The sequence below is a fragment of the Bradyrhizobium sp. CCBAU 51745 genome (assembly GCF_028128715.1).
Taxonomy (GTDB): Bacteria; Pseudomonadota; Alphaproteobacteria; order Rhizobiales; family Xanthobacteraceae; genus Bradyrhizobium; species Bradyrhizobium manausense.
The window spans coordinates 106,791-133,717 of the sequence record NZ_LBJP01000004.1 but is presented as its reverse complement, the minus strand read 5'-3'; the positions used below and the strand labels follow the sequence as shown (position 1 = coordinate 133,717).

Annotated in this window: 31 protein-coding genes; 19 read left to right on the top strand and 12 right to left on the bottom strand. The window is 64.6% G+C overall.

Features of this window, described 5'->3' with window-relative positions:
- Positions 1-30 precede the first annotated feature (30 nt).
- Genes XH98_RS05830 through XH98_RS05815 form a run of 4 tightly spaced genes read right to left on the bottom strand, consistent with a single transcriptional unit; the run spans position 31 to position 3,852 of the window.
- Positions 31-771, bottom strand: coding sequence for an ABC transporter ATP-binding protein (locus XH98_RS05830; RefSeq protein WP_057748898.1), 741 nt, complete (start codon positions 769-771; stop codon positions 31-33).
- Entirely contained in the window at positions 768-1,601 is an 834-nt protein-coding gene (locus XH98_RS05825; RefSeq protein WP_057748894.1) for an ABC transporter ATP-binding protein, read from the bottom strand. The genes XH98_RS05830 and XH98_RS05825 overlap by 4 nt, the downstream gene beginning before the upstream one ends.
- Complete coding sequence (livM, locus tag XH98_RS05820) at positions 1,598-2,923, bottom strand: high-affinity branched-chain amino acid ABC transporter permease LivM (RefSeq protein WP_057748891.1); 1,326 nt, start codon at positions 2,921-2,923, stop codon at positions 1,598-1,600. Before livM ends, XH98_RS05825 begins: the two co-directional genes overlap by 4 nt.
- Before the next feature lie 11 nt (positions 2,924-2,934).
- Positions 2,935-3,852 carry an ABC transporter permease subunit gene (locus tag XH98_RS05815; protein WP_057748888.1) on the bottom strand — a complete coding sequence of 306 codons (918 nt, stop codon included), beginning with the start codon at positions 3,850-3,852 and terminating at the stop codon, positions 2,935-2,937.
- 281 nt (positions 3,853-4,133) lie between these two features.
- Between XH98_RS05815 and XH98_RS05810 the strand changes: the two genes are divergently transcribed.
- A complete protein-coding gene (locus tag XH98_RS05810; protein WP_057748885.1) occupies positions 4,134-4,325 on the top strand; it encodes a hypothetical protein in 192 nt (63 codons plus the stop codon).
- A gap of 280 nt (positions 4,326-4,605) precedes the next feature.
- Entirely contained in the window at positions 4,606-5,136 is a 531-nt protein-coding gene (locus tag XH98_RS05805; protein WP_271597054.1) for a hypothetical protein, read from the top strand.
- On the opposite strand, the gene XH98_RS05800 is transcribed toward XH98_RS05805, so the two are convergent.
- The 3 genes from XH98_RS05800 to XH98_RS05790 all read right to left on the bottom strand — a co-directional run bounded on the left by XH98_RS05800 (position 5,098) and on the right by XH98_RS05790 (position 7,836).
- Entirely contained in the window at positions 5,098-5,490 is a 393-nt protein-coding gene (locus XH98_RS05800) for a carboxymuconolactone decarboxylase family protein (protein ID WP_057748880.1), read from the bottom strand. The genes XH98_RS05805 and XH98_RS05800 overlap by 39 nt on opposite strands.
- 109 nt (positions 5,491-5,599) lie before the next feature.
- Complete coding sequence (gene pcaD / locus XH98_RS05795; RefSeq protein ID WP_271618057.1) at positions 5,600-6,382, bottom strand: 3-oxoadipate enol-lactonase; 783 nt, start codon at positions 6,380-6,382, stop codon at positions 5,600-5,602.
- 98 nt (positions 6,383-6,480) lie between these two features.
- Complete coding sequence (locus XH98_RS05790; protein WP_271618056.1) at positions 6,481-7,836, bottom strand: 3-carboxy-cis,cis-muconate cycloisomerase; 1,356 nt, start codon at positions 7,834-7,836, stop codon at positions 6,481-6,483.
- Between the two features lie 181 nt (positions 7,837-8,017).
- Between XH98_RS05790 and XH98_RS05785 the strand changes: the two genes are divergently transcribed.
- From XH98_RS05785 to XH98_RS05750, 8 genes are all read left to right on the top strand, one after another.
- Positions 8,018-8,464 carry an SRPBCC family protein gene (locus XH98_RS05785; RefSeq protein ID WP_057748876.1) on the top strand — a complete coding sequence of 149 codons (447 nt, stop codon included), beginning with the start codon at positions 8,018-8,020 and terminating at the stop codon, positions 8,462-8,464.
- Between the two features lie 139 nt (positions 8,465-8,603).
- The gene (locus tag XH98_RS05780) at positions 8,604-9,089 is read left to right on the top strand and encodes a (2Fe-2S)-binding protein (protein WP_057748873.1); all 486 of its coding nucleotides are present in this window, start codon (positions 8,604-8,606) and stop codon (positions 9,087-9,089) included.
- A 41-nt stretch (positions 9,090-9,130) separates the two neighbouring features.
- Complete coding sequence (locus XH98_RS05775; protein WP_271618055.1) at positions 9,131-9,937, top strand: FAD binding domain-containing protein; 807 nt, start codon at positions 9,131-9,133, stop codon at positions 9,935-9,937.
- A gap of 64 nt (positions 9,938-10,001) precedes the next feature.
- Entirely contained in the window at positions 10,002-10,910 is a 909-nt protein-coding gene (locus XH98_RS05770; protein WP_057748868.1) for an AAA family ATPase, read from the top strand.
- A 105-nt stretch (positions 10,911-11,015) separates the two neighbouring features.
- The gene (locus tag XH98_RS05765) at positions 11,016-12,218 is read left to right on the top strand and encodes a vWA domain-containing protein (protein WP_271597051.1); all 1,203 of its coding nucleotides are present in this window, start codon (positions 11,016-11,018) and stop codon (positions 12,216-12,218) included.
- A 10-nt stretch (positions 12,219-12,228) separates the two neighbouring features.
- Positions 12,229-12,552 carry an XdhC family protein gene (locus tag XH98_RS05760; protein ID WP_008564652.1) on the top strand — a complete coding sequence of 108 codons (324 nt, stop codon included), beginning with the start codon at positions 12,229-12,231 and terminating at the stop codon, positions 12,550-12,552.
- Between the two features lie 2 nt (positions 12,553-12,554).
- Positions 12,555-13,256, top strand: a complete 702-nt coding sequence (locus tag XH98_RS05755; RefSeq protein ID WP_057748862.1) for an XdhC family protein — start codon at positions 12,555-12,557, stop codon at positions 13,254-13,256.
- Positions 13,253-14,857 (top strand): molybdopterin-binding/glycosyltransferase family 2 protein, encoded by a 1,605-nt coding sequence (locus XH98_RS05750; protein WP_271618054.1) that lies wholly within the window; start codon positions 13,253-13,255, stop codon positions 14,855-14,857. The genes XH98_RS05755 and XH98_RS05750 overlap by 4 nt, the downstream gene beginning before the upstream one ends.
- 139 nt (positions 14,858-14,996) lie before the next feature.
- On the opposite strand, the gene XH98_RS05745 is transcribed toward XH98_RS05750, so the two are convergent.
- The gene (locus XH98_RS05745) at positions 14,997-15,488 is read right to left on the bottom strand and encodes an avidin/streptavidin family protein (RefSeq protein ID WP_271597049.1); all 492 of its coding nucleotides are present in this window, start codon (positions 15,486-15,488) and stop codon (positions 14,997-14,999) included.
- Between the two features lie 185 nt (positions 15,489-15,673).
- Between XH98_RS05745 and XH98_RS05740 the strand changes: the two genes are divergently transcribed.
- Positions 15,674-16,063: a DUF4189 domain-containing protein gene (locus XH98_RS05740; RefSeq protein WP_057748850.1), complete on the top strand. Its 390-nt coding sequence runs from the start codon at positions 15,674-15,676 to the stop codon at positions 16,061-16,063.
- An 18-nt stretch (positions 16,064-16,081) separates the two neighbouring features.
- On the opposite strand, the gene XH98_RS05735 is transcribed toward XH98_RS05740, so the two are convergent.
- A complete protein-coding gene (locus XH98_RS05735) occupies positions 16,082-17,902 on the bottom strand; it encodes a CYTH and CHAD domain-containing protein (RefSeq protein ID WP_271618053.1) in 1,821 nt (606 codons plus the stop codon).
- 211 nt (positions 17,903-18,113) lie between these two features.
- Between XH98_RS05735 and XH98_RS05730 the strand changes: the two genes are divergently transcribed.
- Both XH98_RS05730 and adhP read left to right on the top strand, forming a co-directional pair.
- Positions 18,114-18,524 (top strand): DUF2000 family protein, encoded by a 411-nt coding sequence (locus XH98_RS05730; RefSeq protein ID WP_271618052.1) that lies wholly within the window; start codon positions 18,114-18,116, stop codon positions 18,522-18,524.
- A gap of 155 nt (positions 18,525-18,679) precedes the next feature.
- Positions 18,680-19,705 (top strand): alcohol dehydrogenase AdhP, encoded by a 1,026-nt coding sequence (adhP, locus tag XH98_RS05725; RefSeq protein ID WP_271597046.1) that lies wholly within the window; start codon positions 18,680-18,682, stop codon positions 19,703-19,705.
- 16 nt (positions 19,706-19,721) lie between these two features.
- Here the strand turns inward: adhP and XH98_RS05720 are convergent, their stop codons facing one another.
- From XH98_RS05720 to XH98_RS05710, 3 genes are read right to left on the bottom strand one after another with little or no spacing between them, the layout of a single operon-like run.
- Positions 19,722-20,135: a GFA family protein gene (locus tag XH98_RS05720; RefSeq protein ID WP_271618051.1), complete on the bottom strand. Its 414-nt coding sequence runs from the start codon at positions 20,133-20,135 to the stop codon at positions 19,722-19,724.
- 12 nt (positions 20,136-20,147) lie between these two features.
- Positions 20,148-20,612 carry an SRPBCC family protein gene (locus XH98_RS05715; protein WP_271597045.1) on the bottom strand — a complete coding sequence of 155 codons (465 nt, stop codon included), beginning with the start codon at positions 20,610-20,612 and terminating at the stop codon, positions 20,148-20,150.
- Positions 20,609-20,944: an ArsR/SmtB family transcription factor gene (locus XH98_RS05710; RefSeq protein WP_057748836.1), complete on the bottom strand. Its 336-nt coding sequence runs from the start codon at positions 20,942-20,944 to the stop codon at positions 20,609-20,611. The genes XH98_RS05715 and XH98_RS05710 overlap by 4 nt, the downstream gene beginning before the upstream one ends.
- A 107-nt stretch (positions 20,945-21,051) precedes the next feature.
- Here XH98_RS05710 and XH98_RS05705 point away from each other — a divergent pair, with 107 nt between their 5' ends.
- The 6 genes from XH98_RS05705 (at position 21,052) to XH98_RS05680 (ending at position 26,881) form a co-directional block, all read left to right on the top strand.
- The gene (locus XH98_RS05705) at positions 21,052-21,735 is read left to right on the top strand and encodes a TetR/AcrR family transcriptional regulator (RefSeq protein WP_271618050.1); all 684 of its coding nucleotides are present in this window, start codon (positions 21,052-21,054) and stop codon (positions 21,733-21,735) included.
- Positions 21,732-22,535, top strand: coding sequence for an HlyD family secretion protein (locus tag XH98_RS05700; RefSeq protein ID WP_271597043.1), 804 nt, complete (start codon positions 21,732-21,734; stop codon positions 22,533-22,535). The genes XH98_RS05705 and XH98_RS05700 overlap by 4 nt, the downstream gene beginning before the upstream one ends.
- Positions 22,532-23,461 (top strand): ABC transporter ATP-binding protein, encoded by a 930-nt coding sequence (locus tag XH98_RS05695; protein ID WP_271597042.1) that lies wholly within the window; start codon positions 22,532-22,534, stop codon positions 23,459-23,461. Before XH98_RS05700 ends, XH98_RS05695 begins: the two co-directional genes overlap by 4 nt.
- Complete coding sequence (locus XH98_RS05690) at positions 23,458-24,621, top strand: ABC transporter permease (protein ID WP_271618049.1); 1,164 nt, start codon at positions 23,458-23,460, stop codon at positions 24,619-24,621. The genes XH98_RS05695 and XH98_RS05690 overlap by 4 nt, the downstream gene beginning before the upstream one ends.
- 105 nt (positions 24,622-24,726) lie before the next feature.
- Positions 24,727-26,028 (top strand): adenylate/guanylate cyclase domain-containing protein, encoded by a 1,302-nt coding sequence (locus XH98_RS05685; RefSeq protein WP_271618048.1) that lies wholly within the window; start codon positions 24,727-24,729, stop codon positions 26,026-26,028.
- A 121-nt stretch (positions 26,029-26,149) separates the two neighbouring features.
- On the top strand, positions 26,150-26,881 hold the full coding sequence (locus XH98_RS05680; RefSeq protein WP_271618110.1) for a GntR family transcriptional regulator: 732 nt from the start codon (positions 26,150-26,152) through the stop codon (positions 26,879-26,881).
- The last annotated feature ends 46 nt before the right edge of the window (positions 26,882-26,927 follow it).

The window sequence follows — 26,927 nt, the reverse complement described above, 5'->3', positions numbered from 1 at the left end:
CTCGCCATATTCGGCCGCACGCCAAGGCCGTCAGGCGTGCCGGCCGCCTTCCAGGTAGGCCGCGCGAATCTCGGGGCGCTGCAGCAACTCGGCGCCGGTCCCGGCCAGGGTGATCAGGCCGTTGACCATGACATAGCCGCGGTGGGCGAGTTTCAGTGCATGGTTGGCGTTCTGCTCGACGATGAGGACCGTCAGGCCGTCCTGGCGGTTCAGGGCGCGGATCGCATCGAAGATCTGCCGCGCGATGAGGGGCGCGAGCCCCAGCGAGGGTTCATCGAGCAGCAGCAGGCGCGGGCGGCTCATCAGCGCCCGGCCGATCGCCAGCATCTGCTGCTCGCCGCCCGACAGGGTTCCGCCGCGCTGCATGACGCGTTCCTTCAACCGGGGGAACAGTGCGAACACGCGCTCCCGGGTGCTTTCCCGCTCCGCCTCCGTGCTGTCGGTGACGTCCGCGCCCATCTGCAGGTTTTCCGCGACGCTCATGCGCGGGAAGATGCGGCGGCCCTCCGGCGACTGAGCAATGCGCAAATGCGCGATCTGATGGGTGGGGACAGCGGAGATGTCCTTGCCGTCGAACAGGATCTGGCCGGCGCGGGCGCGCGGCTTGCCGAAGATCGTCATCATCAGCGTCGACTTGCCGGCGCCGTTGGCGCCGATCAGCGCGACGATCTCGCCGGCATTGATCTCGACATCGACGCCCTTGAGAGCCTCGATCTTGCCGTAGGCGGCGCGCAAGCCGCGGATCGCGAGCAAGGGGGTGGCAGCCGTCACGATCCGCTCTCCATCACGGCCGCAGCCTCTTCCTCGTCGGTGCCAAGATAGGCGGCGATCACCTTCGGGTCGTCGCGCACCTCCCGCGGCGTTCCTTGCGCGATCTTCACGCCATGGTCCATCACCACGATGTGGTCCGAGATCTCCATCACCACCGACATATCGTGCTCGATGAGCAGGATCGAGGTGCCGAGCTCGCCGCGGATCGACTGCAACAGCTCGCTCAGCGCGGCGCTCTCGCGTGCATTGAGGCCGGCGGCGGGTTCGTCCAGGCAAAGCAGGGCGGGCTCGGTGCACATCGCGCGCGCGATCTCGAGCCGGCGCTGGTCGCCATAGGCGAGGTTGCCTGCGGCATCGTCGGCGCGGTCGAGCAGATTGATCCGTTTGAGCCAGTCGGTCGCGAGCGCGATCGCGCGCTTTTCGGCGTCGCGATAGGTGGGGACGCCGATCAGGCCGAGAACCGTGAAGCCCGATGCGAGCATCAAGGTGTTGTGCTGCGCCACCATCAGGTTCTCGAGTGCCGTCATGCCGGGAAACAGGCGGATGTTCTGGAAGGTGCGCGCGACCTTGGCCTGCTTGGCGATGCGGAAATCGTTCAGCCGCTCCAGCGCGGTCTGCCTGCCGTCGTCCTGGGTGAGACGAATGGTACCGCCGGTCGGCTTGTAGAAGCCCGTGATGCAGTTGAAGACCGTGGTCTTGCCCGCGCCGTTCGGTCCGATCAGCGCGGTGATCTGCTTCCGTTCGGCTGCAAACGACAGGTCGTGCACGGCGACGATGCCGCCGAAGCGCATGGTGAGCCCGTCGACGCTGAGAATTGGTTCGCCGCTCATCCGTGGCCCTCCTTGACGAGGTCGGAGGAGATCGCCTGCGCCTTGGTCAGATATACGGTCGGCGCGCGATGGCCGATGATGCCGCGCGGCCGCCAGATCATGATCAGCACCATCGCCATGCCGAACACCAGCATGCGGTAGGTCTCGAGGCCGCGGAACAGCTCGAAGCCGCCGATCATGGTGAGGGCGGCGAGCGCGACGCCGAGCTGCGAGCCCATGCCGCCGAGCACGACGATGGCGAGCACCAGCGCCGATTCCTGGAAGGTGAAGGATTCCGGGCTGATGAAGCCCTGGCGTGTTGCGAAGAACGCACCGGCAAAGCCGCCGAACATCGCGCCGGTGGCGAAGGCCGTGAGCTTGGTGGTCGTGGTGTTGATGCCGAGCGCACGGCAGGCGACCTCGTCCTCGCGCAGCGCTTCCCAGGCGCGGCCGATCGGCAGGCGCCGCAGGCGGATCGTCACCCAGTTGGTGAGCAGCGCGAGCGCCAGGATCAGATAGAACAGGAAGACAATGCGATGGGTCGGCGAGTAGTCGATACCGAGCTTGGCGGCGAGCCCGTCATCGCTGTTGTCGAGCGGAATGCCGAACAAGGTGGGGCGGGGAATGCCGGATACGCCGTTGGGTCCGCCGGTCAGACTCTGCCAGTTGAGGATGACGAGCCGGATGATCTCGCCAAAAGCGAGGGTCACGATGGCGAGATAGTCGCCGCGCAGCCGCAGCACCGGAAAGCCGAGCATGACCCCCCAGATCGCGGCGAGCATGCCGGCGAGCGGCAGGCAGACCCAGAACGACCAGCCGAAATTGGTGGCAAGCAGCGCATAGGAATAGGCACCCACCGCGTAGAAGGCGACATAGCCGAGGTCGAGCAGGCCGGCGAGCCCGACCACGACGTTCAGGCCCCAGCCGAGCATCACATAGGTGAGCACGAGGATGGCGAGGTCGAGGATATAGCGCTGATTGTAGAAGATGACGGGCACGAGCAGGGTGAAGACGAGCAGAGCCGGACCCAGGAAGCGGCCCGCCAGTGACAGGCCGCGCTGGACCGGCGCTGGCACGAGCTTTTCCGCGCCGATCGGTCCGAGCCATTGCCGCAGCAGCTCAATGATGATGGAGCCGCCGAACACGAGGCCGACGATGGAGGCGAGATCGCCGAAACGCGTCCACCAGGTCAGCTGCCCGTCGGGACCGGCCTCAGTGCGGATGCCGATCATCAGCGAGAATAGCACCAGCGCAACGCATGCGCTGAGGAAAGCTTTTTTCAGAATGAACGGAATGCCCGCCGTGCGGCTGGCCTGCATAGTTTCGGTTGAAAGAGCTGTCACGCGAGGGCCCGTCAGACTTTTTCGACTTCGGGCCGGCCAAGCAAGCCGGTCGGCATGAAGATCAGGACGATGATCAGGATCGAGAAGGCGGCGACGTCCTTGTACTCCACCGAGAAATAGGCCGACCAGAAGGTCTCGATCAGGCCGATCGCGAGCCCGCCCAGCACCGCGCCGGGCAGCGAGCCGATGCCGCCCAGCACGGCCGCGGTGAAGGCCTTGATGCCCGCGACGAAGCCCATGTTGAAATCGACCTGGCCGTAATAGAGCAGGTACATCATACCCGCGACCGAGGCGAGCGCCGCGCCGATCACGAAAGTCATGGAAATGGTTCGATCGACGTCGACGCCGAGCAGCGCCGCCATGGTCTGGTCCTGCTCGCAGGCCCGCATGTCGCGGCCGAGCCGTGTCCGCGAGACGAGCCAGGTGAACATGGCCAGCAGCACGATGGTGACCAGCACGACCATGATCTGCATGTTGGAGAGCTGCACCGCAAACCCCTCGGCGCCTTCATGCAGCGTGTAGCCGCCCGTGATGATCGGCGGCACGGGCTTGACGCGGGCGCCCTGCGCGACTTGCGAATAGTTCGTCAGCACGAAGGACATGCCGATCGCCGACAGCATCGGTGCGAGCCGGAAGGAGTGCCGCAGCGGCCGATAAGCGATGCGCTCGACCGTCCAGCCATAGAGTGCGGTGACCGCCATCGCGACCAGCAGGACGAGCAGCAGGATCAGCGGGATCGCAGTCAGACCGAGCGAGACCAGGAGCAGGAAAGTGATCAGTGCGATGAAGCCGCCGATCATGAAGATGTCGCCATGGGCGAAATTGATCATGCCGACGATGCCGTAGACCATCGTGTAGCCGATCGCGATCAGACCGTAGATGGAACCGAGCACGAGGCCGTTGATGAGCTGCTGGGCGAAGTAATCCATGGGCTGCCGTTACCGAACCTGACGTTGAAAGGGAGCTATTCGAGAGAGTGCTTGGTTTCTTCTCGGGCCCCGGCAGCCCCGTCTTCTTCCCGTTTTGTAACAGGAGGGAACTGGCGGCCGCAACTGGGGATGCCCTGGCACAAGCGCTTGTACAGAGTTGATTTCGGCTTCGGATGCCGGCTCCCGGTTCCGCACCTGCGAGGAACCGGGTTCCGCAAGGCAACCAAAATCAACACCGGCGGTTATCTCCCAACTGACGTCCAACAAGGGAGCTTTCCCCCATGACGAAGCAGCAGAACCAGAATCCGGGCCAGCAGAATCAAAGCCCCGGCCAGCAGCGCCCGGGCCAGCAACCAGGGCAGCAGCAGGGCGGCGGCCAGAAACCCGGACAGCAGCAGCAGCACGATCCGATGCGCCAGGGCGACAAGCCCGGCCAGCAGCAGGGCGGCAAGCAGGACAACAGACTGGATTGACCCCCTGGGAGTAGCGCAACGTGGTCCCGCCGAGAGGCGGGGCCTTTTTTTTTGTCTGGCGTCATTCCGGGGCGCTCGAACAGCCGAGCCCGCAATCTCGAGGTTCCCCGGTGCGCAATTGCGCACCTGAGGTCTGGTGCTCACGCACCATCCCGGAACAACGGCCTGTCAACAGGCCAGTTAAGGTAAACAAAGAGTTTAAATTGCCGCCGCAGTCCGGTGCGAGTTAGCTCCCGGCAAGGCCTTACCACGAAGGCGAGTAGACGAAGCGGGAAGCGGCATGTTCAAAAATTGGCGGATCAGCTCGGTCAACGGCGCGCTGCTGGCGGCTTATTTCATCCCGGCCTGGACGATGGTCGCCTTCAACATCATGGTCGCGCCGGTGCATGGTCTCTACGAGCGGCCGAGCGTCGCGGTGGCGCTGTTCCTCAGCGACCAGCTGCAGATGTCCGGCCTGAGCACGGTGCGCGCCGCCTGGTTGCTGGCGCTGGGACGGCTGACCGTGGTGGCGTTCTTTGCGATCTGTCTTGCGCTTCTGGTCATTCCGCGCACCCGCAGGAGCGGGGCCAGCGACGAGGCGCTCGGCATTGCGCTCGCAATCGGCAGCCTGATCTCGTTCGCAAGCATGGTCATGGCCTCCAAGGTCGGCGAGATGGCCGCCCTTCGGTTGCACGCCACGGAGCTGCTGCTGCTGCTTGGCGCCGCGATCGTGCTGCTGATCGAGCGGCCGGACGGAGCGCCGAAGACGGTTGCCGTTCCGGATACCGCGGCGCTAGCCTTTGATAAGGCCGAGCTCCTGCACAATCGCTGAGGCTTCCTTGACGGCGTGGTTCGCCGCCGGGACGCCGCAATAGATCGCCTGCTGCAGCAGGATTTCCTTGATGTCGTCGGGGGTGAAGCCGCCCTCGGCCAGCGCCGCGCGCACGTGCAGGCGGAATTCATCCCATTGTCCGAGCGCGACCATGGTGCCGATGACAAGCACGCGCCGCGTCCGCTCGTCGAAATGCGGCCGGGTCCAGATCTCGCCCCAGGCATAGCGCGTGATCATGTCCTGGAAATCGGTGTTGAAGGCGTTGCGGTTCGCGATCGATTTGTCGACCCAGGCATTGCCCAGCACCTTGCGGCGTACGGTCATGCCGGCATCGCGGCGCTTCTGGTCGTCCATGCTGTTTCCTCCGGATCAGTCATTCCGGGGCGATGCGAAGCATCGAACCCGGAATCTCGAGATTCCGGGTTCGCCTCTTCGCGGCGCCCCGGAATGACGGTGATAACAACTACCGTTGCGTCAAGAATCCCACCACCGCGTCGGTGAACGCGTGCGGCTGCTCGACATTGGAAATGTGGGCGGCGTCGATGATGGTCATGCTGGCGCCTGGAATGCTCGAGCGGATCAGCTCGCCCGCGGAGATCGGAGTGGCCTGATCGTGGCGGCCGGCGATCACCAGCGTCGGGCTCTTGATCTTGGGCAGCAGCGCGCGCTGGTCGAGCGTCGACAGCGCCTCGCAGCAGGCCAGATACCCTTCGACCGGGGTCGCAAGCAGCATCGCCTTCATCCTGGCGGTGATCTCGGGCTCGCGCTCGCGGAAATCCTGCGTCAGCCAGCCCGCGATCACGCCATCGGCGACCGCCGCGATGCCGCCCTTCTTCACGGCGTCGATGCGCTCCAGCCATCTGGTCGGCTCGGCATAGTAGCAGGTGGTGTTGGCGAGGATGATCTTGCCGAATCTTTCCGGCGCGTTGGCGCCGAGCCATTGCCCGACCATGCCGCCCATCGACAGGCCGCACCAATGTACCTTCTCGATGTTGAGGTCGTCGAGGATCGCGAGCACGTCGCGGCCGAAGCGCTCCATCGTATAGGGGGCGGGCGGGACGTTGGACTTGCCATGACCGCGGCGGTCGTAGCGGATGACGCGGAACACCTGCGTCAGCGCCTTCATCTGCGGCTCCCACATCTGCAGCGTGCAGCCGAGCGAGTTGGAGAGCATCAGGGTCGGCCCGCCGTCACGGCCCTCGACAGAGACGTTGATCAGGCAACCGTCGGCATCGATCATGGGCATTGCATGTTCCTTGTCATGCGCGGGCTTGACCCGCGCATCCATCTAGAAGGTGAATCTATCCTGGATGATGGATTGCCGGGTCAAGCCTGGCAATGACATCAGGAGAGATCCAACGAAGCGAGCAGGCGATCGATCAGGGCCTGTGACGCACCTTGATAGGCCATCGGCTCGAACAATGCCGCAATTTTCTCCGGCGTCAGATGCGCGGTGACCTGCGAATCGGCGGAGAGGATGTCGCGCAGGTGCTTCTTCTCGGCGACCGCGCGCTTGCTCGCGACCTCGATCAGATGATGCGCATCACTCTTGCCGATCTTGTCGGCGAGCGCAAAGGTGACGGCTTCCGCCATGATCAGCCCGTGCGTTGTATCGAGATTGCTGCGCATGCGCGCGGCATCGACCTCGAGGCCTTCGGCGATGTCGACGATCGCGGCGAGCGCGCCCGAGGTGACGAGCATCAATTGCGGCAGTGTCGGCCATTCCGCATGCCAGGGCCCGGCGCTGCGCTCGTGGTCCTGCACTTGCGCGGCCAGAATCGTAGCGGTGAGCTGCGGGGCGATGGTCGCGCAGCCGAGCGCGCTTGCGGCCGCGACCGGGTTGCGCTTGTGCGGCATGGTCGAGGAGCCGCCGCGGCCTTCGCCGGCGGGCTCGAAGGCTTCGCCGACATCGGTCTGCATCATCAGCGAGACGTCGCGCGCGATCTTGCCGCAGCTTCCGGCGAGGATCGCGAAGGCTGATGCAGCTTCGGCAATGCGGTCGCGATGGGTGTGCCAGGGCGCCTCGGGCAGCGGCAGGCTGAGCTCCTGCGCCAATCGTTCGGCGACTGCGAGGCCGTTGTCGCCGAGGGCTGCGAGCGTGCCGGCGGCGCCGCCGAATTGCAGGGCGAGACCCTCGCGGCGGAGCCGCCGCAGACGGCAGCGGGCACGGGCGAGGCTCGAGGCATATTCAGCGGCCTTCAATCCGAACGGCATCGGCAGGGCGTGCTGGAGCCAGGTCCGCGCCACCATCGCGGTGTTGCGATGGGCGCGCGCGAGTGCGGCGAAGCCCTTGATGGCGCGGCCGAGGTCGGCATCCAGCGCATCGATGGCGGCGCGCAAGCCCAGCATGGTCGCGGTGTCGATGACGTCCTGGCTGGTCGCGCCCCAATGCACATAGCGCGCGGCCTCCACGTCAGCCTTGCCGACATTGGCGGTCAGCATCTTGACCAGCGGGATCGCGAGATTGCCCGACCGGGTCGCAGCCATGGCCAGCGCGGTCATGTCGAAGGCATCGGCCTTGCAGGCCGTTTCGATCGGGCCCACTGCGGATGCGGGAATCACACCGGTGGCGGCCTCGGCCCGGGCCAGGGCTGCCTCGAAATCGAGCATGTTCTGCAGCGTGGTCCGGTCGTCGCAGACGGCGCGCATGGCTGCGCTCGACAGCATCGGCGCAAGCAGGGGGGAGAGGGCTGTGCTCATGTTGCGCAAGTCCGGTAAAGAGACCTAATCATCATGATCAGGCTCTGCCAATCCCTGACGATCGGCACAAGACTTTTTGCAGGTGCGAATATGCATTCCACGTGACCATGGGTGACCCTTTTCTTTGCGGTCTCCCTGCGTTACTTGAGCATCCCACCTTTTGCGACCCCGGAGGCGCCCCATGGCCATGACAATGAACGGCGAAGTCCAGCTTGCGGCGCCGCGCGAGGCCGTATGGGAGAAGCTCAACGATCCCGCGGTGCTGAAGGCCTGCATCCCCGGCTGCGAGGAGCTGGAGAAGACCGAGGACGGCGGCTTCCGTGCAACGGCAAAAATGAAGGTCGGTCCGGTCTCGGCGCGCTTCAAGGGCAAGGTGATGCTCTCCGATCTCGACCCGCCGAACGGCTACAAGATCTCGGGCGAGGGCGAGGGCGGGGTGGCCGGCTTTGCCAAGGGCGGCGCCGCAGTGAAGCTCGCGGAGAAGGATGGCGGCACGCTGCTCTCCTATGACGTCGAGGCGCAGATCGGCGGCAAGTTGGCGCAGCTCGGGCAGCGCCTGATCAACGGCACCGCCAAGAAGCTGGCCGACGAGTTTTTCGCGAATTTCGCCAAGGCGGTACAGGGCTGATCGCCCTCGCTTTCCGTCATGGCACCTTGCGCTTGGGGCAATGTTGCCCCCGGCCATAATGGCCCATATGATGGGTTGGAATAATTATAAGAAAGAACCGCTTCGACGGGACCCGTCGGGGCGCTGACAGAGAGTGCTTATGGCAAAAATCTCCCTCATCGTGAACGGCAATCCTGTTACCGGCAATGTCGACCCGCGGACGCTCCTCGTGCAGTTCCTGCGCGAGAATCTGCGCCTGACCGGCACACATGTCGGCTGCGACACCTCGCAGTGCGGCGCCTGCGTCGTGCATCTCGACGGCAAGGCCGTGAAGTCCTGCACGACGCTCGCCGTGATGGCCGACGGCCACGAGGTCAAGACGATCGAGGGATTGGCCGCCGACGGCGCGCCGCTGCATCCGATGCAGGAAGCCTTCCGCGAGCACCATGGCCTGCAATGCGGCTTCTGCACGCCCGGCATGATCATGACCGCGATCGACATCGTCCATCGCAAGGGCCACGAGCTCGACGACCATACCATCCGGGAAGAGCTGGAAGGCAATCTCTGCCGCTGCACCGGCTACCAGAATATCGTCGCCTCGATCGCCGCCGGCGCGAAGGCGATGGCGAAATCCGATCTCGCGTAACCGCGCGCTCTCCGCGATCAGGACACCCCCAGGATACCCCCATGTACGAATTCAAATACCACCGCCCCGGCACCGTCCGGCAGGCCGCCAATCTCCTGGTGAAGAACGAGGACGCCAAGCTGATCGCCGGCGGTCACACGCTGATTCCGGTCATGAAGCAGCGGCTCGCAAGCCCGCCGCATCTGGTCGACCTCTCCCATATCGAGGGGCTGAACACGATCGAGACGAAGGGCCGTTCGCTGGTGATCGGCGCCACCGCCAGGCATGCCGAGGTCGCGACCTCGGCTGTCGTCGGTGAAGCCATTCCGGCGCTCGCCAATCTCGCCGGCCAGATCGGCGATCCCGCGGTGCGCCACAAGGGCACGATCGGCGGTTCGCTCGCCAATAACGATCCGACCGCGGACTATCCGGCCGCTGTGCTCGCGCTCGGCGCCACCATCGTCACCAACAAGCGCCGCCTCAAGGCCGAGGAGTTTTTCCAGGGCCTGTTCTCGACCGCGCTGGAAGCCGACGAGATCATCACCAAGGTAATGTTCCCGCTGCCGAAGAAGGCTGCCTATATCAAGTTCCGCAACCAGGCCTCGCGCTACGCGCTGGTCGGCGTGTTCGTGGCGCGGCGTCCGTCGGATGTGCGCGTCGCCGTCACCGGTGCTGGTTCGGACGGTGTGTTCCGCGTCGATGCATTCGAGGAAGCGCTGAAAAAGCGGTTCTCGTCCAAGGTGCTTGAAGGCATCGACGTGCCGGCGGAAGGGCTCAACAGCGACATCCACGGCAGCGCCGAATACCGCGCGCATCTGATCGGCGTGCTGACACGGCGCGCCGTCGACGCGGCCAATGCCAAGGAGTGAGTGGACCTCACGCCTTGGCCCGAGACTTGCCCGTTAGCGAGGGCCTAACGAGACTGGCACTTTCATGACTTCAGCGACCCTGCCGGCATCGGTCGATGCGATGCTCGAACTCTTGACCTCGCGCGGCTATCTGGCCGAGCGGTCGCTGGCGACGGTGACGTATCTGTCGCTGCGCATGGGCCGGCCGCTGTTCCTGGAAGGCGAGGCCGGCGTCGGCAAGACCGAGATCGCAAAAGTGCTCTCGGCGGCGCTGGGGCGGAAGCTGATCCGCCTGCAGTGCTACGAGGGCCTCGACGTCTCCTCCGCGGTCTATGAGTGGAACAGCGCCGCGCAGATGATCGCGATCCGGATGGCGGAAGCCGCCGGCGACACCGATCGCGAGCAGCTGTCGAGCGACATCTTCGCCGACCGCTACATGATCAAGCGGCCGCTGCTGCAGGCGCTGGAGCCTGACGTTGCCGGACCGCCGGTGCTGCTGATCGACGAGCTCGACCGCGCCGATGAGGCGTTCGAGGCGTATCTCCTGGAAATCCTCAGCGACTTCCAGGTGACGATCCCCGAATTCGGCACCGTGAAGGCGCCGCATCCGCCGATCGTCATCATCACCTCCAATCGCACCCGCGAAATTCACGATGCGCTGAAGCGGCGCTGTCTCTATCACTGGGTCGACTATCCCGCTGCGGAGCGCGAGCTTGCGATCGTCAAGACGCGCGTGCCCGGTATCTCGGTCAAGCTGTCGCAGCAGGTCGTCCGCTTCGTGCAGGCGCTGCGCAACCAGGATTTCTACAAGTCGCCCGGTGTCGCCGAGACCATCGACTGGGCCACCGCCTTGTCCGAGCTCGATGCCCGCTCGCTGACCCCGCAAGTGGTCGGCGACACGCTGGGCGCGCTGCTCAAATACCAGGACGACATCACCCGGATGCAGGGCGACACCCTGCAGAAGGTGCTGAAGGAAGCGACGAGCGAGAATTAGTCGTCGTCGTTCCGGGGCGATGCGAAGCATCGAACCCGGAACCTCGAGATTCCGGGTTCTCTGGTTTCACTCGCGCCCCGGAATGACGAGAAGATGAGTACCAGCATGGCCATCAACCACCTTGCCCCGGAGCAGACCGAGCAGTTCGCCGACAACATCGTCGGCTTTGCGCGCGCGCTGCGCGCGGCCGGAATGCCGGTCGGCCCCGGCGCGGTGATCGATGCCATGAGCGCGCTGCAGGTGATCGACATCGGCAACCGCGCCGACGTCTTCACCACGCTGGAGGCGATCTTCGTCAAGCGCCATGAGCATGCGCTGATCTTCAAGCAGGCTTTCAACCTGTTTTTCCGCGCCTCGGAAGAGTGGAAGCACCTGCTCGATTCGGTGCCGCTGCCGGAGCAGGCCAAGAAGAAGCCCCAGGCCGGCTCGCGCCGCGTCCAGGAGGCGATGTCGCAGCCGCGCATGACCGAGACGCCGCAGCACCAGGAGCAGGATCTGCGCCTGTCGGTCTCCGACAAGGAGATCCTTCAGAAGAAGGATTTTGCGCAAATGAGTGCGGCCGAGATCGCAGAGGCGCTCCGCGCCATCGACATGATGCACCTGCCGCAGGCGGAGCTTTTGACGCGCCGCTATCTGCCCGATCCGCGTGGCCTGCGGCTCGACATGCGCCGAACGCTGCGGGCGTCGTTGCGCACCGGCGGCGATATCATCGACATCCATCGCCTCGGGCGGATCGAGAAACCGGCCCCGATCGTGGCCCTGCTCGACATCTCCGGCTCGATGAGCGAGTACACCCGCCTGTTCCTGCATTTCCTGCATGCCATCGGCGATGCGCGCAAGCGCGTCTCGGTGTTCCTGTTCGGCACCCGCCTGACCAATGTGACACGCGCGCTGCGCCAGCGCGATCCCGACGAGGCGCTGGCGAGCTGCTCGGCGGCAGTCGAGGACTGGGCCGGCGGCACGAGGATCTCGGCCTCGCTGCACAACTTCAACAAATTATGGGCACGGCGGGTGCTGAGCCAGGGCGCGATCGTCCTGCTGATCTCCGACGGGCTGGAGCGGGAGGCAGATTCCAAGCTGGCCTTCGAGATGGACCGGCTGCACCGCTCCTGCCGGCGGCTGATCTGGCTCAACCCGCTGCTTCGGTTCGGGGGCTTCGAGGCCAAGGCCCAGGGCATCAAAATGATGCTCCCGCACGTTGACGAATTCCGCCCGGTACATAATTTGAGCTCGATCCAGGAGCTGATCACGACGCTCTCCCGGCCGCTGCCGCCGCATCACCGCAGCCTGATCCGCTCCGCAGCTTGAGAGGCTAGCCATGCTCGATCGCGACGAGGACATCCTGAAGGCGGCGGAGGACTGGCAGAAGGCCGGGCGCGGCGTCGCGCTGGCCACCGTTGTCGAAACCTGGGGTTCGGCCCCGCGCCCGGCGGGCTCGAGCCTTGTCATCAATGACGAGGGCACGTTCCTGGGCTCCGTCTCCGGCGGCTGCGTCGAGGGCGCCGTGGTCACCGAGGCCATGGATGTGATCGAGAGCGGCAAGCCGAAGATGCTGGAGTTCGGCGTCGCCGACGAGACCGCCTGGAATGTCGGTCTGTCCTGCGGCGGCACCATCCGCGTCTTCGTCGAGAAGGTCGGCTGACCGTGAAGCTCTCAATTCTGCACGAACTCAATGCCGAGCGCGCCGCGCGCCGGCCGGTGATTTTGGTGACCGACACCGAGAGCGGCGAGCAGCGCCTGGTGAAGGCGGCCGACTTCGCCAAGGACCCTCTGCGTACTGAATTGGACAAGCAGCTTCGCATGGGCAAGAGCGCCAATGTCGAGGCCGGCGGTAAAAAACTGTTCCTCAACGTCTACGCGCCGACCGCAAAGCTCGTCATCATTGGCGCGGTCCATATCAGCCAGGCGCTGGCGCCGCTGGCGCGCTCGCTCGGTTATGACGTCACCGTTGTCGATCCGCGCACGGCCTTTGCCAGCCCCGAGCGCTTCCCCGACATTCCGCTGGTCGCCGAATGGCCCGAGACCGCGCTGCCGCCGCTCAATGTCGATGCCTACACCGCCTTCGTCGCAGTGACGCATGATCCCAAGATCGACGATCCCGCGCTGCTGCATGCGTTTGAGCGCAACTGCTTCTATATCGGCGCGCTGGGCTCGCGAAAGACGCATGCCAAGCGCGCTGACCGGCTGCGGGCGCAGGGCGCCAAGGAAAGCGACATCGCGCGCATCCACGCGCCCATTGGCCTTGCGATCGGCGCGGTCTCGCCCTCCGAGATCGCGGTGGCGATCATGGCCGAGATCACGGCGGTGCTGCGGCTGCCACCCAAGGAAAAAGAAGAAGCGGCATGAAGTTCGGCCCCGCGAGCCCCAGGGATGCGATCGGCGGGGTGACCGTCCACACCCTGCGCCAGGGACCGCTGGTGCTGAAGAAAGGCACGACGATCGGGCCTGCCGAGGTCGAACAGCTGGAGCGCGCCGGCATCAAGGACATCGTGGTGGTGCGCATGGAGGAAGGCGACGTTTCCGAGGACGTCGCGGCCGCCAGCATCGCGCTTGCCATCGGGGGCGAGGGCATCCATGTCGAGCGCGCCTTTACCGGCCGCGCCAATTTGTTCGCCGCGCGGCCGGGCGTGCTGGTCATCGACCGCGCCGCGGTCGACCGCATCAACAATGTCGACGAGGCCATCACCTTTGCCACGCTCCCCGCCTACAAGCCGGTGGTCGAAGGCGAGATGGTCGGCACGGTGAAGATCATCCCGTTCGGTGTCGAAGGCAGCTTGCGCGATGCCGCGGTGAAGGCGGCCGGCAAGGACGTGCTGAAAATCGCGCCCTATGTCATCAAGCGTGTCGGCGTGGTCTCGACGCTGCTGCCGGGCTTGTCGTCCAAGGTGGTCGACAAGACCTTGCGCGTCACCGCCGAGCGCCTCGCGCCGGCCGGTGCCAGCATCGTCGCCGAACGGCGGGTTCCGCACGATGAGCGTGCGCTGTCGGCGGCGATCAAGGAATTGCTCGCGCTTGGCGCCGAGCTCGTGATCGTGTTTGGTGCTTCCGCAATTGCCGACCGCCGCGATGTGATTCCGGCTGCCGTCACCGGAATCGGCGGCGAGATCGAACATTTCGGCATGCCGGTTGATCCCGGCAATCTGCTGCTGATCGCGCGCGCCGGCAGCGTGCCGGTGCTGGGCGCGCCGGGCTGCGCGCGCTCGCCGGTGGAGAACGGATTCGACTGGGTGCTGATGCGTCTGCTCGCCGGCATCAAGGTGACACGCTCCGAGCTGATGGGCATGGGAGTCGGCGGCCTGCTGATGGAGATCGTGACGCGGCCGCAGCCGCGCGCCAAACCCGAGATCGAGGGCAACAGCCAGGTCGCGGCCATCGTGCTCGCGGCCGGACGCTCCACCCGCATGGGCGGGCCGAACAAGCTGCTCGCCGAGCTCGACGGCAAGAAGCTGGTGCGGATCGCCACCGAACAGGCGCTGGCCTCCAAAGCATCCGAGGTGATCGTCGTCACCGGACATCAGACAGAGCTGGTCGAGCAGGCGCTGCAAGGCCTAAACGTAAGGTTCGTCAAGAACCCTGATTTCGCCGGCGGCATCGCGAGCTCCGTGAAAGCAGGCATTGCGGCCGTGCCCGACGCCAGCGACGGCGCCGTAATTTGCCTCGGCGACATGCCGCTGATCGATGCCGGCCTGATCGATCGCCTGATCGACAGCTTTGCGCCTGATCGTGGCAATCTGATCGTCGTGCCCGTCAGCGAAGGCCGCCGCGGCAATCCCGTGCTGTGGTCGCGTCGCTTCTTCAAGGAATTGATGACGCTCGACGGCGACGTCGGCGCGCGGCATTTGATCGCAAAACACACCGAGGCGGTCGCGGAAGTGCCCGTCGACGGCGAGAGTGCCTTCCTCGACATCGACACGCCGCAGGCTCTGGAAGCGGCAAGGCGCGGTTGAAGGTGCTGTAACTTCGTAGTGTGGGTTAGACAGCGGCTGCGCGAAGCGCGGTCCGCTGGCGTAACCCGCCACTTCCTTTTCTGCGATGACACATTGGTGGATTACGCTTCGCTAATCCACCCTACGGGTCCTTGCTTGCCTATTTCTTGGTGTTCGACAGCTTCTCGCTGGCGGCCTTCAGATCGACGCCGCTCTTCGTCAGCAGGGTCTTGTCGCCGCTGCTGAAGGTGAAGGTGTCGGCGCCCGCGCTGATGCCGTTCCATGCGACGGCCTCGCCGAGGGACAGATACCACAGTCCCTGGAATCCGGCCGAGTTGTTGAGCTGTCCGGTCCAGACGGTGGTCGACCCGCAGCCGAGGTAATTCACCGAGAAGCTGATCGCGGTGCCCGTATTGCCGTAGGCCAGCCAGCCGGTCACGCCCTGCGGCTTGCCTTCATCGCAACTGCTCGCCGCGTTGTTGGTGTAGGTCCCCGCGATCGCGCCCGTGTTCTGGTTGAAGCTGGTGATGGCCAGGGTCGAGCCATACTGGTTGGTCCAGGTCCAGTTCACCGACTGCGCACGCGCAGGCAGGGGCCCGATCAGACAGGCCGCCGCAACGATTCCGAACAGCATTGAATTGATTGGACGCATGAACGTTTCCCCTGCCTCTCTGCTTGACGCTATACGACCTTAAATAACGCTATGAAAAATTACAACTATAAAGTGTGTTATGCAGCGTCACTATTCCGTCATGGCTTCAACCACCCATTCACCATCTGGAAACGACCGCCGCTTAGAGTTGCCGCCGCTTGCCTTGGGGGTGAGGGGTTTTTTCCATGGTTACGACCGTCGTCGCGCGCCGTTGCGCGATGTTTTTCTTTGCGCTGTCGGTCTGTGTCGCCGGCGCCCGTCATATAACCGAGGCTCATGCGGCCGGCGCCCTTGCCGTTGGCAAGTGCGGCGCGTATGGCCAGGCCTATGATTACGGCGCCGAGCACGAGGCCCGTGCCGCCGCTCAAAAGCAGTGCAAGGGCGAATGCACGACAGTGACGATGAGGCGGGCCTGTGCGGCCATGTCAGTCGACATGACCAATCCCTGTGGCGCCTATGGCTACGCCGTGAAGCCGAAGATCTCGGCCTCGCTCAATGCCGCGACCCGCGAATGCTACAAATATGGCGGCAAGGAATGCGTGATCCGGGCCTGGGCGTGCGACGCCAAAGGCTAATCAAGGATCGAACTGCCGTTAGCGCAGCCAGCCCGCGCTGGTTCGCACCAGCTTGATCGGCTGCTCCGCCGCGTCCACTGACCAGGGCACCTTGGCCCCAGCGAATTCCGACCAGGCCTTTAGCAGCCGCGCTTTGACGCCGACCGTCGCATGGGCCTGCCAGCCCGTGATCGCCGCCGCGGCCATGCTGCTGCCGATCGCGCCGGCATTGACGTCGGCGAGCAGCGACGACGTCGTCGCCATGTCGTTGTAGATTCCGAGCTCCTGCTGGAGATCCGCGAGCTTGCGCGAGAAGCGCTTTGCGGATTTGCCGTGCCCGCAGAGCGGCAGCAGGAAGTCGGCGAAGTAGCGCAGCTTCTTCGCGGCGAGGCGGACGCGGTGCCGTTGCTCGGTCGTCAGCGATTTGAATCTGCGGCCGCGCTTCAGCACCTTGGCATGCTGCGCCGACAGGATGTTGCGTGCGAAGTTGATCGCCGGCTCCGCCAGTTGCGCCAGGCCTTCGGGAGCAACGTCGCTGCGCCAGCCGCGCGCTTCGATAAAGGCGCCGAGCCCGATCACGAAATACTGGCAGCGTCGGTCGGCGAGGGCGAGGCGGGCCGCATCGTAACAGGCTGCGCGACGTTCGTCTGCGAGCGCGCCGAGCGTGTCGAAGCCGGTGACCGACGGACAGCCGTCCGCGACGGTTCGCAACGTCTCCTGCCGGAACACGTCCCAGTCACGCGCGCCGGCGAGACATCCCGCAAGCCATTTTGCTTCAGCGCGCATCAGGTCGAGCTTGGCAAGCGATACCACCGACCGCATCAGGTCGAGCGCGGAGCGCAGGCGGCGCAGCGCGACGCGAAGCTGGTGCATCCCCTCGGGGTCGCGACCGTCCTCGGCTAGGGGCAACGACTGGAGCAAATGCAACAGACAGGATCGCAGGATCTCGGCGAAGGCTTCGTCGAGCGAGATCGATGGATCGAGACGAAGCTTCGGCGGCTTCGGGGTCCGCGGCGGCGCATCGGCCGCGAGGTCAAATCCGCGCGCCGATTTTGTCCGGATCGACGGTTTCACGGAACCATGCTCGGCGAGCCGCAGTGCGAGCTCCCAGATCGCGGACGGGCTGCCGCTCTTGAGCTCCAGCTCGATCTCGCTGACCGGCAACGAGCGATCGCCTGCGGTCAGATGGCCATGATCAAAGGCGAGTTCGACCGTGCCCGACGGCAAGTCGACGAGGCGCTGATGCCGGTGGATGTCGCTGCCGAAGACGGCTTCGACCGGGTGACGCTCCAGCTCAGTGCGCAGCTTGTCCGACACCAGCGGCATGGCCAGCGCGATGTCGGGCGCCATCGACGGCACGGCTGCCTCCCACTCGCCACGTCGCAGCGGATCGTTGCTGGATTCCGTTTTCACGGTCTGCGTGAATCGCGTGCCGCTTTGGCGCACCCTGAAGCTGAATCCGTCACGCCGAAGCGCGCGCTTGGGCGTATCGTAGTAGACAGCCTTGAGATGCTTGCGCGTCCCCTTGTTGCGCGCATTCGCTGCGATGATCGGCGCATTGTTGAAATCCGCCAGACGATCGGAAGCCACGAGCAGCTTGAGTTCGATTTCGCTCGCGTGAGGCGCAACATCGCGGGGCGAAGAGACATCCGGCGTCGTCGCTTCGGCGCCGATATCCTCGGCGGGCAGGCCGGCGGGACGTGGTCCACTGCGCGGGGGCTCGATGTCGGAGATTTTGGAACCAGGTTTTTGTTCCGCAGCGGAAGCCGCGGCGTTCTTGATTGCAACGTGCTGATCGTTTGACCCGGCGAGACGCCGCACCGGTTCGAGTGCTCGCTTGATGGCGCCGGTTTCGGACATTGGTAGCTTTATGTCAGTTCAGTGACAGGGCATCGACGTATATCCGACTTGACCGGCGGAGAGAAGCATAGCCGATCGCATCCCGCATTGAAATTTCTGCGCTGTGATCGCTCGGAGAATTCGCGTTACATTTCATCACCAGTCGCAGCGCTCGGGATTTTCTTTTCTTTCCAGGCGCTTGCCAGATGTTTGGATGTGCGCGGGAGAATTCATGCAGTTCGATACCAAGATTGCCGTTGTCATTCGCAACGACCTCCAGGCCTGGCAGAAGCTCAATGTTGCGTCATTCCTGACAAGCGGCGTCGCGGCTGCCTTTCCGGAGTGCATCGGCGAGGCCTACGAGGACGCTTCAAGCACGAAGTATCTTGCGCTGATCGGCCAGCCGATCCTGATCTATGGTGCGGATGGCCCGGCGTTGTCGCGCGCACTCGATCGTGCGCTCACGCGCAACGTCAGGCCGGCGGTCTATACCGAGGACATGTTCAAGACCACGCATGATGCCGCCAATCGCGAGGTCGTGAGGGCGGTCGCGCGCGGCGATCTCAATCTCGTCGGCATCGCAATGCGCGCCGAGCGGAAGCTGATCGATAAGATCGTCGACGGATTGAAGTTCCATAGCTGACGCCAGGTGCGCTCTTCGCTGCCAGGCGCGCTCTTCGCTGCCGCGCGCGCTCTGCGCTCCGCCACGCGACCAATAAACCTGCGTTGTTTGACTCCAATCAAGTGAGAGCTGTGCGGCATTGCTAGTCTGCTTGCGTCATGCAATGGAGCAGAGCAATGCCGACCATGAAAGCCGCTGTTGTCAAACAATTCGGCAAGCCGCTGGTGATTGAGGATGTACCGGTACCGCAGCCCGGTCCCGGTGAAGTCCTGGTCAAGGTAAAGGCCTGCGGCGTTTGCCACACCGACCTGCACGCCGCTTCGGGCGACTGGCCGGTCAAGCCGGTGCCGCCGTTCATTCCCGGCCATGAAGCCGCCGGCATCGTCGCGGCGCTCGGGCCCGGCGTCAAAAATCTGAAGGTCGGCGATGCCGTCGGCGTCGCCTGGCTGCACGACGCCTGCATGAGTTGCGAATATTGCGAGACCGGCTGGGAGACGCTGTGCGAGCATCAGCACAACACCGGCTACAGCGTGAACGGCGGCTTTGCCGAATATGTCATCGCCTCGGCGGCCTTCGCGGCAAGGCTGCCGGCCACGATCGACTTCGCGGCCGTGGCGCCGATCCTCTGCGCCGGCGTCACCACCTACAAGGGATTGAAGGAGACGGACGCGCGACCCGGGGAGTGGGTTGCGATCTCGGGCGTCGGTGGGCTCGGCCATGTCGCGATCCAGTACGCCAAGGCGATGGGGCTCAAGGTCGCGGCCGTCGATATCGCCGAGGACAAGCTGAAGCTCGCGCGCGAGGCTGGCGCCGATCTTGCGGTCAACGCGCTCGCAAAAGACGCCGTGGACAAGGTGCTGACGGCGACCGGCGGCGGGGCTCACGGCGTGCTGGTCACGGCGGTGTCGACTGCCGCGTTCGCGCAGGCGTTGAAGCTGGTGCGGCGGAAGGGCACCGTCAGCCTCGTCGGCCTGCCGCCGGGCGAATTCCCGACGCCGATCTTCGATGTCGTGCTCAAGCGCATCACCGTGCGCGGCTCCATCGTCGGGACCCGCAGGGATCTCGACGAGGCCATTGCGTTCGCTGCCGACGGCAAGGTGAAAGCCGAGGTGACGAAAGTGCCGCTTTCGCAAATCAACGACGTGTTCGAGCGGATGAAGGCTGGCAAGATCGACGGCCGCATGGTGCTCGACTTTGGCTAAAGCGTGTTCGAGCGCCTCAACCGGGCGGCATCCTCTCGAATTTCGTCAGGCCGGAATCGAGAGGATCCCAGTCATACGCACGCACCGCGTAGGTGACCGCTTGCGGCTTGTAGCGGGTGGGCTCGTCGAGGCTGGCGGCGCGGATGGTGAAGATGTCGGGCATGACCTTGAAGGTCATGTAGACAGCGACGCCGCATTCAGGGCAGAAGGCGCGCGTCTTCACGTTGCCGCTGTCGCCGGTCATGTCCCATGTCTTGGCCTTGCCCGTCACCGTGACGCCGGCGCGCGGGAAGGTGGCGTAGGAGCCGTGGCCGGTGCCGCTTTCGCGCTGGCAGTCCCGGCATTGGCAATGATTGGAGAACATGGGCTCGCCGACGACTGAATAGCGGATCGCGCCGCAGGCGCAGCCGCCGGTATAGGGCTTGGTCATCGCAATAACTCCTCAACTGTCTTCGCCGCTGATTTCGTCGAGCTGCCGGATCACCTTCTTCCAGCCGCCACTCATGACGGTGTAAGCACTGTCGTTCCTCGGCATGACGAAGCCGGCATGAACCAGCTGAATGCGCGTGCCGGCTTCGACGGGGGTGAGGGACCAGGTCACGACAGTGTCGAGCGGCGCGCCGTAGCCAACGTTACGCTCGTCGCCGCCCTTCCAGGCGTAGACCAGACGCCTGTTAGGGACGACTTCCAGAACGCGGCAATGGATGACGCCGTCCCAGTGGCCGCCCGGCTTGGTCTGGTAGGTGAAGACATTGCCTTCGACAGCCTCGAAGCCGGTCGGCGGCATCAGCCAGCGTGCGATCAGCTGGGCAGATGTCAGCACCTTCCAGACCGTCTCCGGCGCGTGAGGGAGCACCTCGTCCATCACGATATCTTTGGTTTCGGCTTTCAGCGCGGCTGCACTCACGGGTCGATCTCCTTCAAGAGGTCACGCAGGTTCTGGAGGCGCTCGCGCCAGAAGACACCGTAATGATCGATCCAGGTCACAAGCGGTTCGAGTCCTTGCGGCGCAGCGCGGTAATAGACGTTGCGGCCTTCGGCGCGCTCGGCGACGAGGCCCGCCTGCTTCAGCGATTTCAGATGTTGCGAGATCGCGCCCTGCGTCACCCCGCTGCCGCGCGTCAGCTCGGCGACGCTGATCTCCTTGCTGTCGAACACGCGCTCGAACACCGCGCGTCGGGTCGGATCGGCGAGGGCGCGCATCACGGCGGTGACGGGATTGGGGGCGGCTTCGATCATGTCGATCAATTAGCGAACACTAATGCATTAGTCAATGCTAATTCGTTGTGTCGCGGAATGGCCCAGGCCTCATTGACATTGACTGACTAGTCAGTCATAAACTTAGCATGACAAAGAAGCTCACCAAAGCGGCTACGGCCAAAGCAGAGACGCGCAATCCGGAAGCCGGCGACGAAGCCGCGCCGGTGTCGAACCGGGCCACGCGCGCGGCGGAGCGGCGCGATGCGATCGTCGCGGCGGCGATGGAGGAGTTCATCACGCGGGGCTTTGCCGCGACGCGGCTCGACGACATCGCCAGGCGCGCCGGCGTGGCGAAGGGCACGATCTACCTGCACTTCAAGGACAAGGAATCGATGTTCGAGGAGCTGGTGCGCACCGTCATCGTGCCGGTGGTGGCGAAGCTGAACGCGCTGCCGCCGCCGACGGGCTCGGTGCGCGATCTGATCGAAACCTTTGCCGGCAATTTTCTCAAAGAGGTGATCGGCACGAGGCGCGGCGATCTCGTCCGCCTGATCGTGGCGGAGGGGCCCCGCTTTCCGGCGGTGGCGGACTTCTACTACCGCGAGGTGGTCTCGCGGGGGATGGCCGGCATGCGCGCGCTGATCGAGCTCGGCATTGCCCGTGGCGAGATCCAACAGGCAAAGCTCGCGCGCTATCCGCAGATCCTGATCGCGCCGGCGATGATCGCGGTGATCTGGCAAAGCCTGTTTGCGCGGCACGCGCCGCTCGACGCGCAAGAGATGCTGCGTGTCCATCTCGATTTGATTTTTGGCGAACGGAGGACGACATGACGTCGTCACGAAGGATTTTTGCAGCCGCATTGGCCGCCATGCTCGCAACCGGACTTGCCGGCTGCAACGAGAAGCGCGATCCCGGTTTCCAGGGCTGGGTCGAGGCCGACATGATCTATGTCAGCCCGGATGAAGCCGGGCGGGTAACGAAGCTGAATGTCCGGGAGGGTGACGAGGTCAGGGTCGGCGAGCAGCTCTATTCCGTCGATGATGATCTCCAGCTCGCTGATCTCAACCAGAACAAGGCGACACTGGCCAATGCGCAGCAGACCTATGATCGCGCAGCCTCGCTGAGCAAGACCGGTTCGGGCACGCAAGCCAATCTCGATTCCGCCGTGTCGTCGCTGCGTGTCGCGGAAGCGCGGGTGGCAACCTCGGAGACGCGACTAGCGCGCCGCAAGGGTTTTGCGCCTGTTGCAGGCACCATCCAGCAGATCTATTTCCGCGAGGGGGAGATGGTGGCGGCGCAGCGGCCGGTGCTCTCGATCATGCCGCCCGGCAACATGAAGCTGCGCTTCTTCGTGCCGGAAACGGAACTGCCGAAGCTGTCGATCGGCGACACGGTGCGGATCGCCTGCGACAATTGCGCGGCCGATCTCACCGCCAAGATCTACTTCATCGCGACCACGGCCGAGTACACCCCGCCCGTGATCTACAGCCTCGAAGAGCGCAACAAGCTCGTCTATCTGGTCCAGGCGCGACCGTCGCGGCCCGATGCCTTGCGGGTGGGGCAGCCGATCGACGTCTATCTCAACCCCAAGAATCTTGATTTCAAGACTCCGGTGGCGGACAAGCGATGAACGGTGCGAACGACATCGCGATCGACGTCAAGGGCCTGACCAAGTCGTTTGGCGGCCGCGAGGTCGTGCACGACCTGTCGATGCAGGTGAAGCGCGGCTCGATCTACGGCTTCCTCGGGCCGAACGGCTCGGGCAAGACCACGACCATCCGCATCCTCTGCGGCCTGCTGACGCCCGACAGCGGCGAAGGCACCTGTCTCGGCTACGACATCCTGCGCGATGCCGAAAAGATCAAGCGCAAGGTCGGCTACATGACGCAACGCTTCAGCCTCTACCAGGATCTCTCCGTGCGCGAGAACCTCGAATTCGTTGCGCGGCTTTATGGCCTTGACGACGCGCGCGGGGCTGCGCGCGACATGATCAGGCGGCTTGGCCTCTCGGGCCGCGAGGAGCAGCTCGCGGGCGAACTCTCCGGCGGCTGGAAGCAGCGCCTTGCATTGGGGGCCTGCACGCTGCCCAATCCGGAATTGCTGCTGCTCGATGAGCCGACCGCGGGCGTCGATCCGAAGGCGCGGCGCGATTTCTGGAACGAGATCCATGCGCTCGCCGCCGGTGGCCTCACCGTGCTGGTCTCGACCCATTACATGGACGAGGCCGAGCGCTGTCACGAGATCGCCTATATCGCCTATGGCCATCTCCTGACGCACGGCACGGTCGACGAGGTGATCGCGAAGTCCGCGCTAGTGACCTACACTGTCACCGGCGAGTTGAACGGCCTCGCGGCCCAGCTTGCCGGCAAGCCCGGGATCGACATGGTGGCGCCGTTCGGCACCTCGCTGCACGTCTCGGGCCGCGACATCGCCGCCCTCGAAGCCAGCATCGCGCCGTGGCGCGAGAAGGGTGAGCTGCACTGGCAGAAATCGGCGCCGTCGCTGGAGGACGTCTTCATCGAGTTGATGGGCCGCTCCAAGGACAATTTCCAATGAGCACTGTCCAGACAACCGGCCTTGCACGGGAGATCCGCGACCGCTTCGGCTTCTGGCGTCGATCCTATGCCATGATGGCCAAGGAGTTCATTCAGCTTCGGCGGGACCGCGTCTCGTTCGCGATGATCATAGCCATCCCGGTGATGCAGCTTCTGCTGTTCGGCTATGCCATCAACACCACGCCGCACCATCTGCCGAGCGCGGTGCTGCTGCAGGAGGACTCGGACCTTGCCCGTTCGATCCTGAAGGCGTTGGAGAATACCGCCTATTTTCGCTTCGTCTACGAAGTGCACGACGTCGACGAGTTCGACAATTTGCTGAAGTCCGGCAAAGTGCTGTTCGGCGTCGAGATCCCGCGCGGCTTCGAGCGCGCGGTGCGGCGGGGCGACAAGCCGGCGCTGCTGGTTGCAGCCGACGCAACCGATCCGGTCGCCGCAAGCTCCGCACTCGGCTCGCTCGGCATGATCGTGCAGACCGCACTCGCGCACGATCTCTATATCGGCGATCCCCCGGCGATGCCGTTCGAGATCCGCGCCCATGCGCGCTACAATCCGGCGGCGGAATCGCGGCTCAACATCGTGCCGGGACTTGTCGGCACCATTCTCACCATGACGATGCTGATCTTCACGGCGCTGTCGGTGACGCGCGAGATCGAACGCGGCACCATGGAGAGCCTCCTGTCGATGCCGATCAAGCCGGTCGAGGTGATGATCGGCAAGATCGTTCCCTACATCCTGGTCGGCTTCGTCCAGGCCTTCCTGATCGTCAATATCGGAGTGTTCCTGTTCGGCGTGCCGGTGCTGGGCAATCTGTTCCTTCTGGCGGGACTTTCGACCCTTTTCATCGCTGCAAATCTCGCGATCGGCTACACGTTCTCCACCATCGCGCAGAATCAACTGCAGGCAATCCAGATGTCGTTCATGTTCTTCCTGCCGAGCATTCTCTTGTCCGGCTTCATGTTCCCGTTCGCGGGGATGCCGGCCTGGGCGCAATATATCGGCGAATGCCTGCCGCTGACGCACTACATTCGCATCGTCCGGGCCATCATGCTGAAGGGCGCCACCATGCCGAATTTGCGGTTCGATACGTTGGCGCTGGCCATCTTGATGCTGGTGGCCATGACCATCGCCGTGACGCGCTTCCGCCGCACGCTGGATTGAGGCACAATAGCTGAGGTCATTCCGGGGCACGCGAAGCGTGAACCCGGAATCTCGAGATTCCGGGTTCGATGCTGTCGCATCGCCCCGGAATGACCCGGGGGAATAATGGTCAGCTTCTTGAGAGCCCGGCGCAGAGCCGTCTTGTCGGAGGAGTTCGAGCGCGAGTTGACCCGCGAAGTGCTGCGGACCGAGCTCCTGCGGGTGCAGGCGCTGATCGCCACGGGCCTCGTCATGCTGGTCTTGCTCACGGCGACTTTCCTGATCGACCCTGCCATCGCGAACCGGATCTGGCGCGGGACGGACGGCATGGTCCGCGAATACGGCCTTGTGATAGGCTTCCTGCTGTTCGAGGTCTGGGTCCACAGCCAGATCAGGCGAAACCTCAAGCTTGATCGCGACCTGCCGGTCATCAGGCGCTATATCGGCGCCTTTATCGAGACCTCGTCGCCGACGCTGATCCTGATCCTGCAGATCCGCAGCATGGGCGCTGGGCCAGCGCTCGGCTTCGTACTGCCGTTCGTCTATTTCATCTTCGTCATCCTTTCGACGCTGCGGCTCGATTTCTGGCTGTCCACCTTCACGGGATTTGTCGCAGCGAGCGAACTGCTGGCGGTCGCGCTGTATTTCAATTCGGCGAACGACGCCGGCGAACCCTTGATCTACTTCCACACCGTGCGCAGCGCGGTCATCCTGCTCTGCGGCGTGCTCGCGGGCTCCGTCGGCGCGCAGTTGCGGCGGCAATTTGGCGCGAGCATCGCGGCGGCGACCGCGCGCGACCGGGTGACCAATCTGTTCGGCCAGCACGTCTCGCCGCAGGTGGTCGAGCGGCTGATGGCGGAGGGGACCAGCGTCGCCGGCGATATCAGGCGCGTCGCCGTGATGTTCGTCGATTTCCGCGGCTTCACCGCCGGCGCCCAGTCGCGCACCCCGCAGGAGGTCGTCGACCGGCTCGACGGCGCTTTCGCCGTGCTGGTCGATATTCTCGACCGCCATGGCGGCATCGTGAACAAGTTTCTCGGCGATGGCTTTCTGGCGCTGTTCGGCGCACCCCTGGAGGCCTCCGATGCCGCGCATCGCGCAGTCGCCGCGGGCCGCGAGATGCTGATCGCGATGGATCACATCAACGCGCAGACGAGCTGGCCGCTGCGCATCGGCATCGGCATCCATTTCGGCGAGGTCGTCGCGGGCAATATCGGATCGCCCAGGCGCAAGGAATATACCGTGATCGGCGACACCGTGAACTTCGCATCGCGGCTCGAGGCGCTCAATAAAGAGTTTGGTTCGCAGCTCCTGATCTCGGCGTCCGTGCGCGAGGCGCTGGGTGAAGACGGCGAGGATGCGGTCGCGCTCGGCGAGGTCACGGTGCGCGGCTATGAACAGCCGGTCGCCGTGTTTCAATTGGGGTGAGGGGATCGCTCGCGTTTCTTTGCAGGCGCGTGCTGAAATATCCAGCCCGGCTTCGGATCTGCCGCATGCGGTATTTTAGTAGCGCTTGACTCCTATCTCATCTAGTCATCTATATGACTATATGAATCCGGCCCCGCGCGACGACCGCCTGCCACGCTACCAGCTCCTGCGCGACGACCTCGCCGCGCGGATCAACCGCAATGAATGGCGGCCGGGCGAGCCCATCCCATCGGAGGCCGAGTTGGCGGCGCATTACGGCGTCGCCATCGGCACGGTGCGCAAGGCGATCGACCAGCTCGTCGCGGATGCCGTGCTGGAGCGGCAGCAGGGCCGCGGCACCTTCGTGCGCCGCGCCCGCTTCAACTCCTCGCTGTTCCGCTTCTTCCGTTTCCAGTCCCAAAGCGGCGAGCGGCGCGTGCCGAAGAGCCGCATCCTCAGGCGCAAGAGCGTGCCAGCGACGACGGCGGTCGCCTCCGCGCTGCGCATTCCCGTCGGCGAACCCGTGATCAGCCTGTCGCGCCTGCGGCTGCTCGATGATGTGCCGCTGCTCGCCGAGGAAATCTGGCTGCAGCAATCGCGCTTTGCGCCAATTCTCGAAATCGACACCGCCGAGTTCGGCGACCTTCTGTATCCGCTCTACGAAGAGCGCTGCGGCGAGGTCGTGGTTTCCGCCGAAGAAGTTTTGACGGTCGAGACAGCCAACGAAATGCAGGCCCGGCTGTTGCGCCTCGAGGCGCACGCACCGCTGATCGTGATCGAGCGCCTCGCACTCGACCTGGAACGGCGGCCGATCGAATGGCGCCGCTCGCGCGGGCCGGCGGATCGCTTCCGCTACCACGCCGAGATCCGGTGATGGCGGCCTTCAACGACACCAAGCAATAAACGCGTACAGGGGTAGG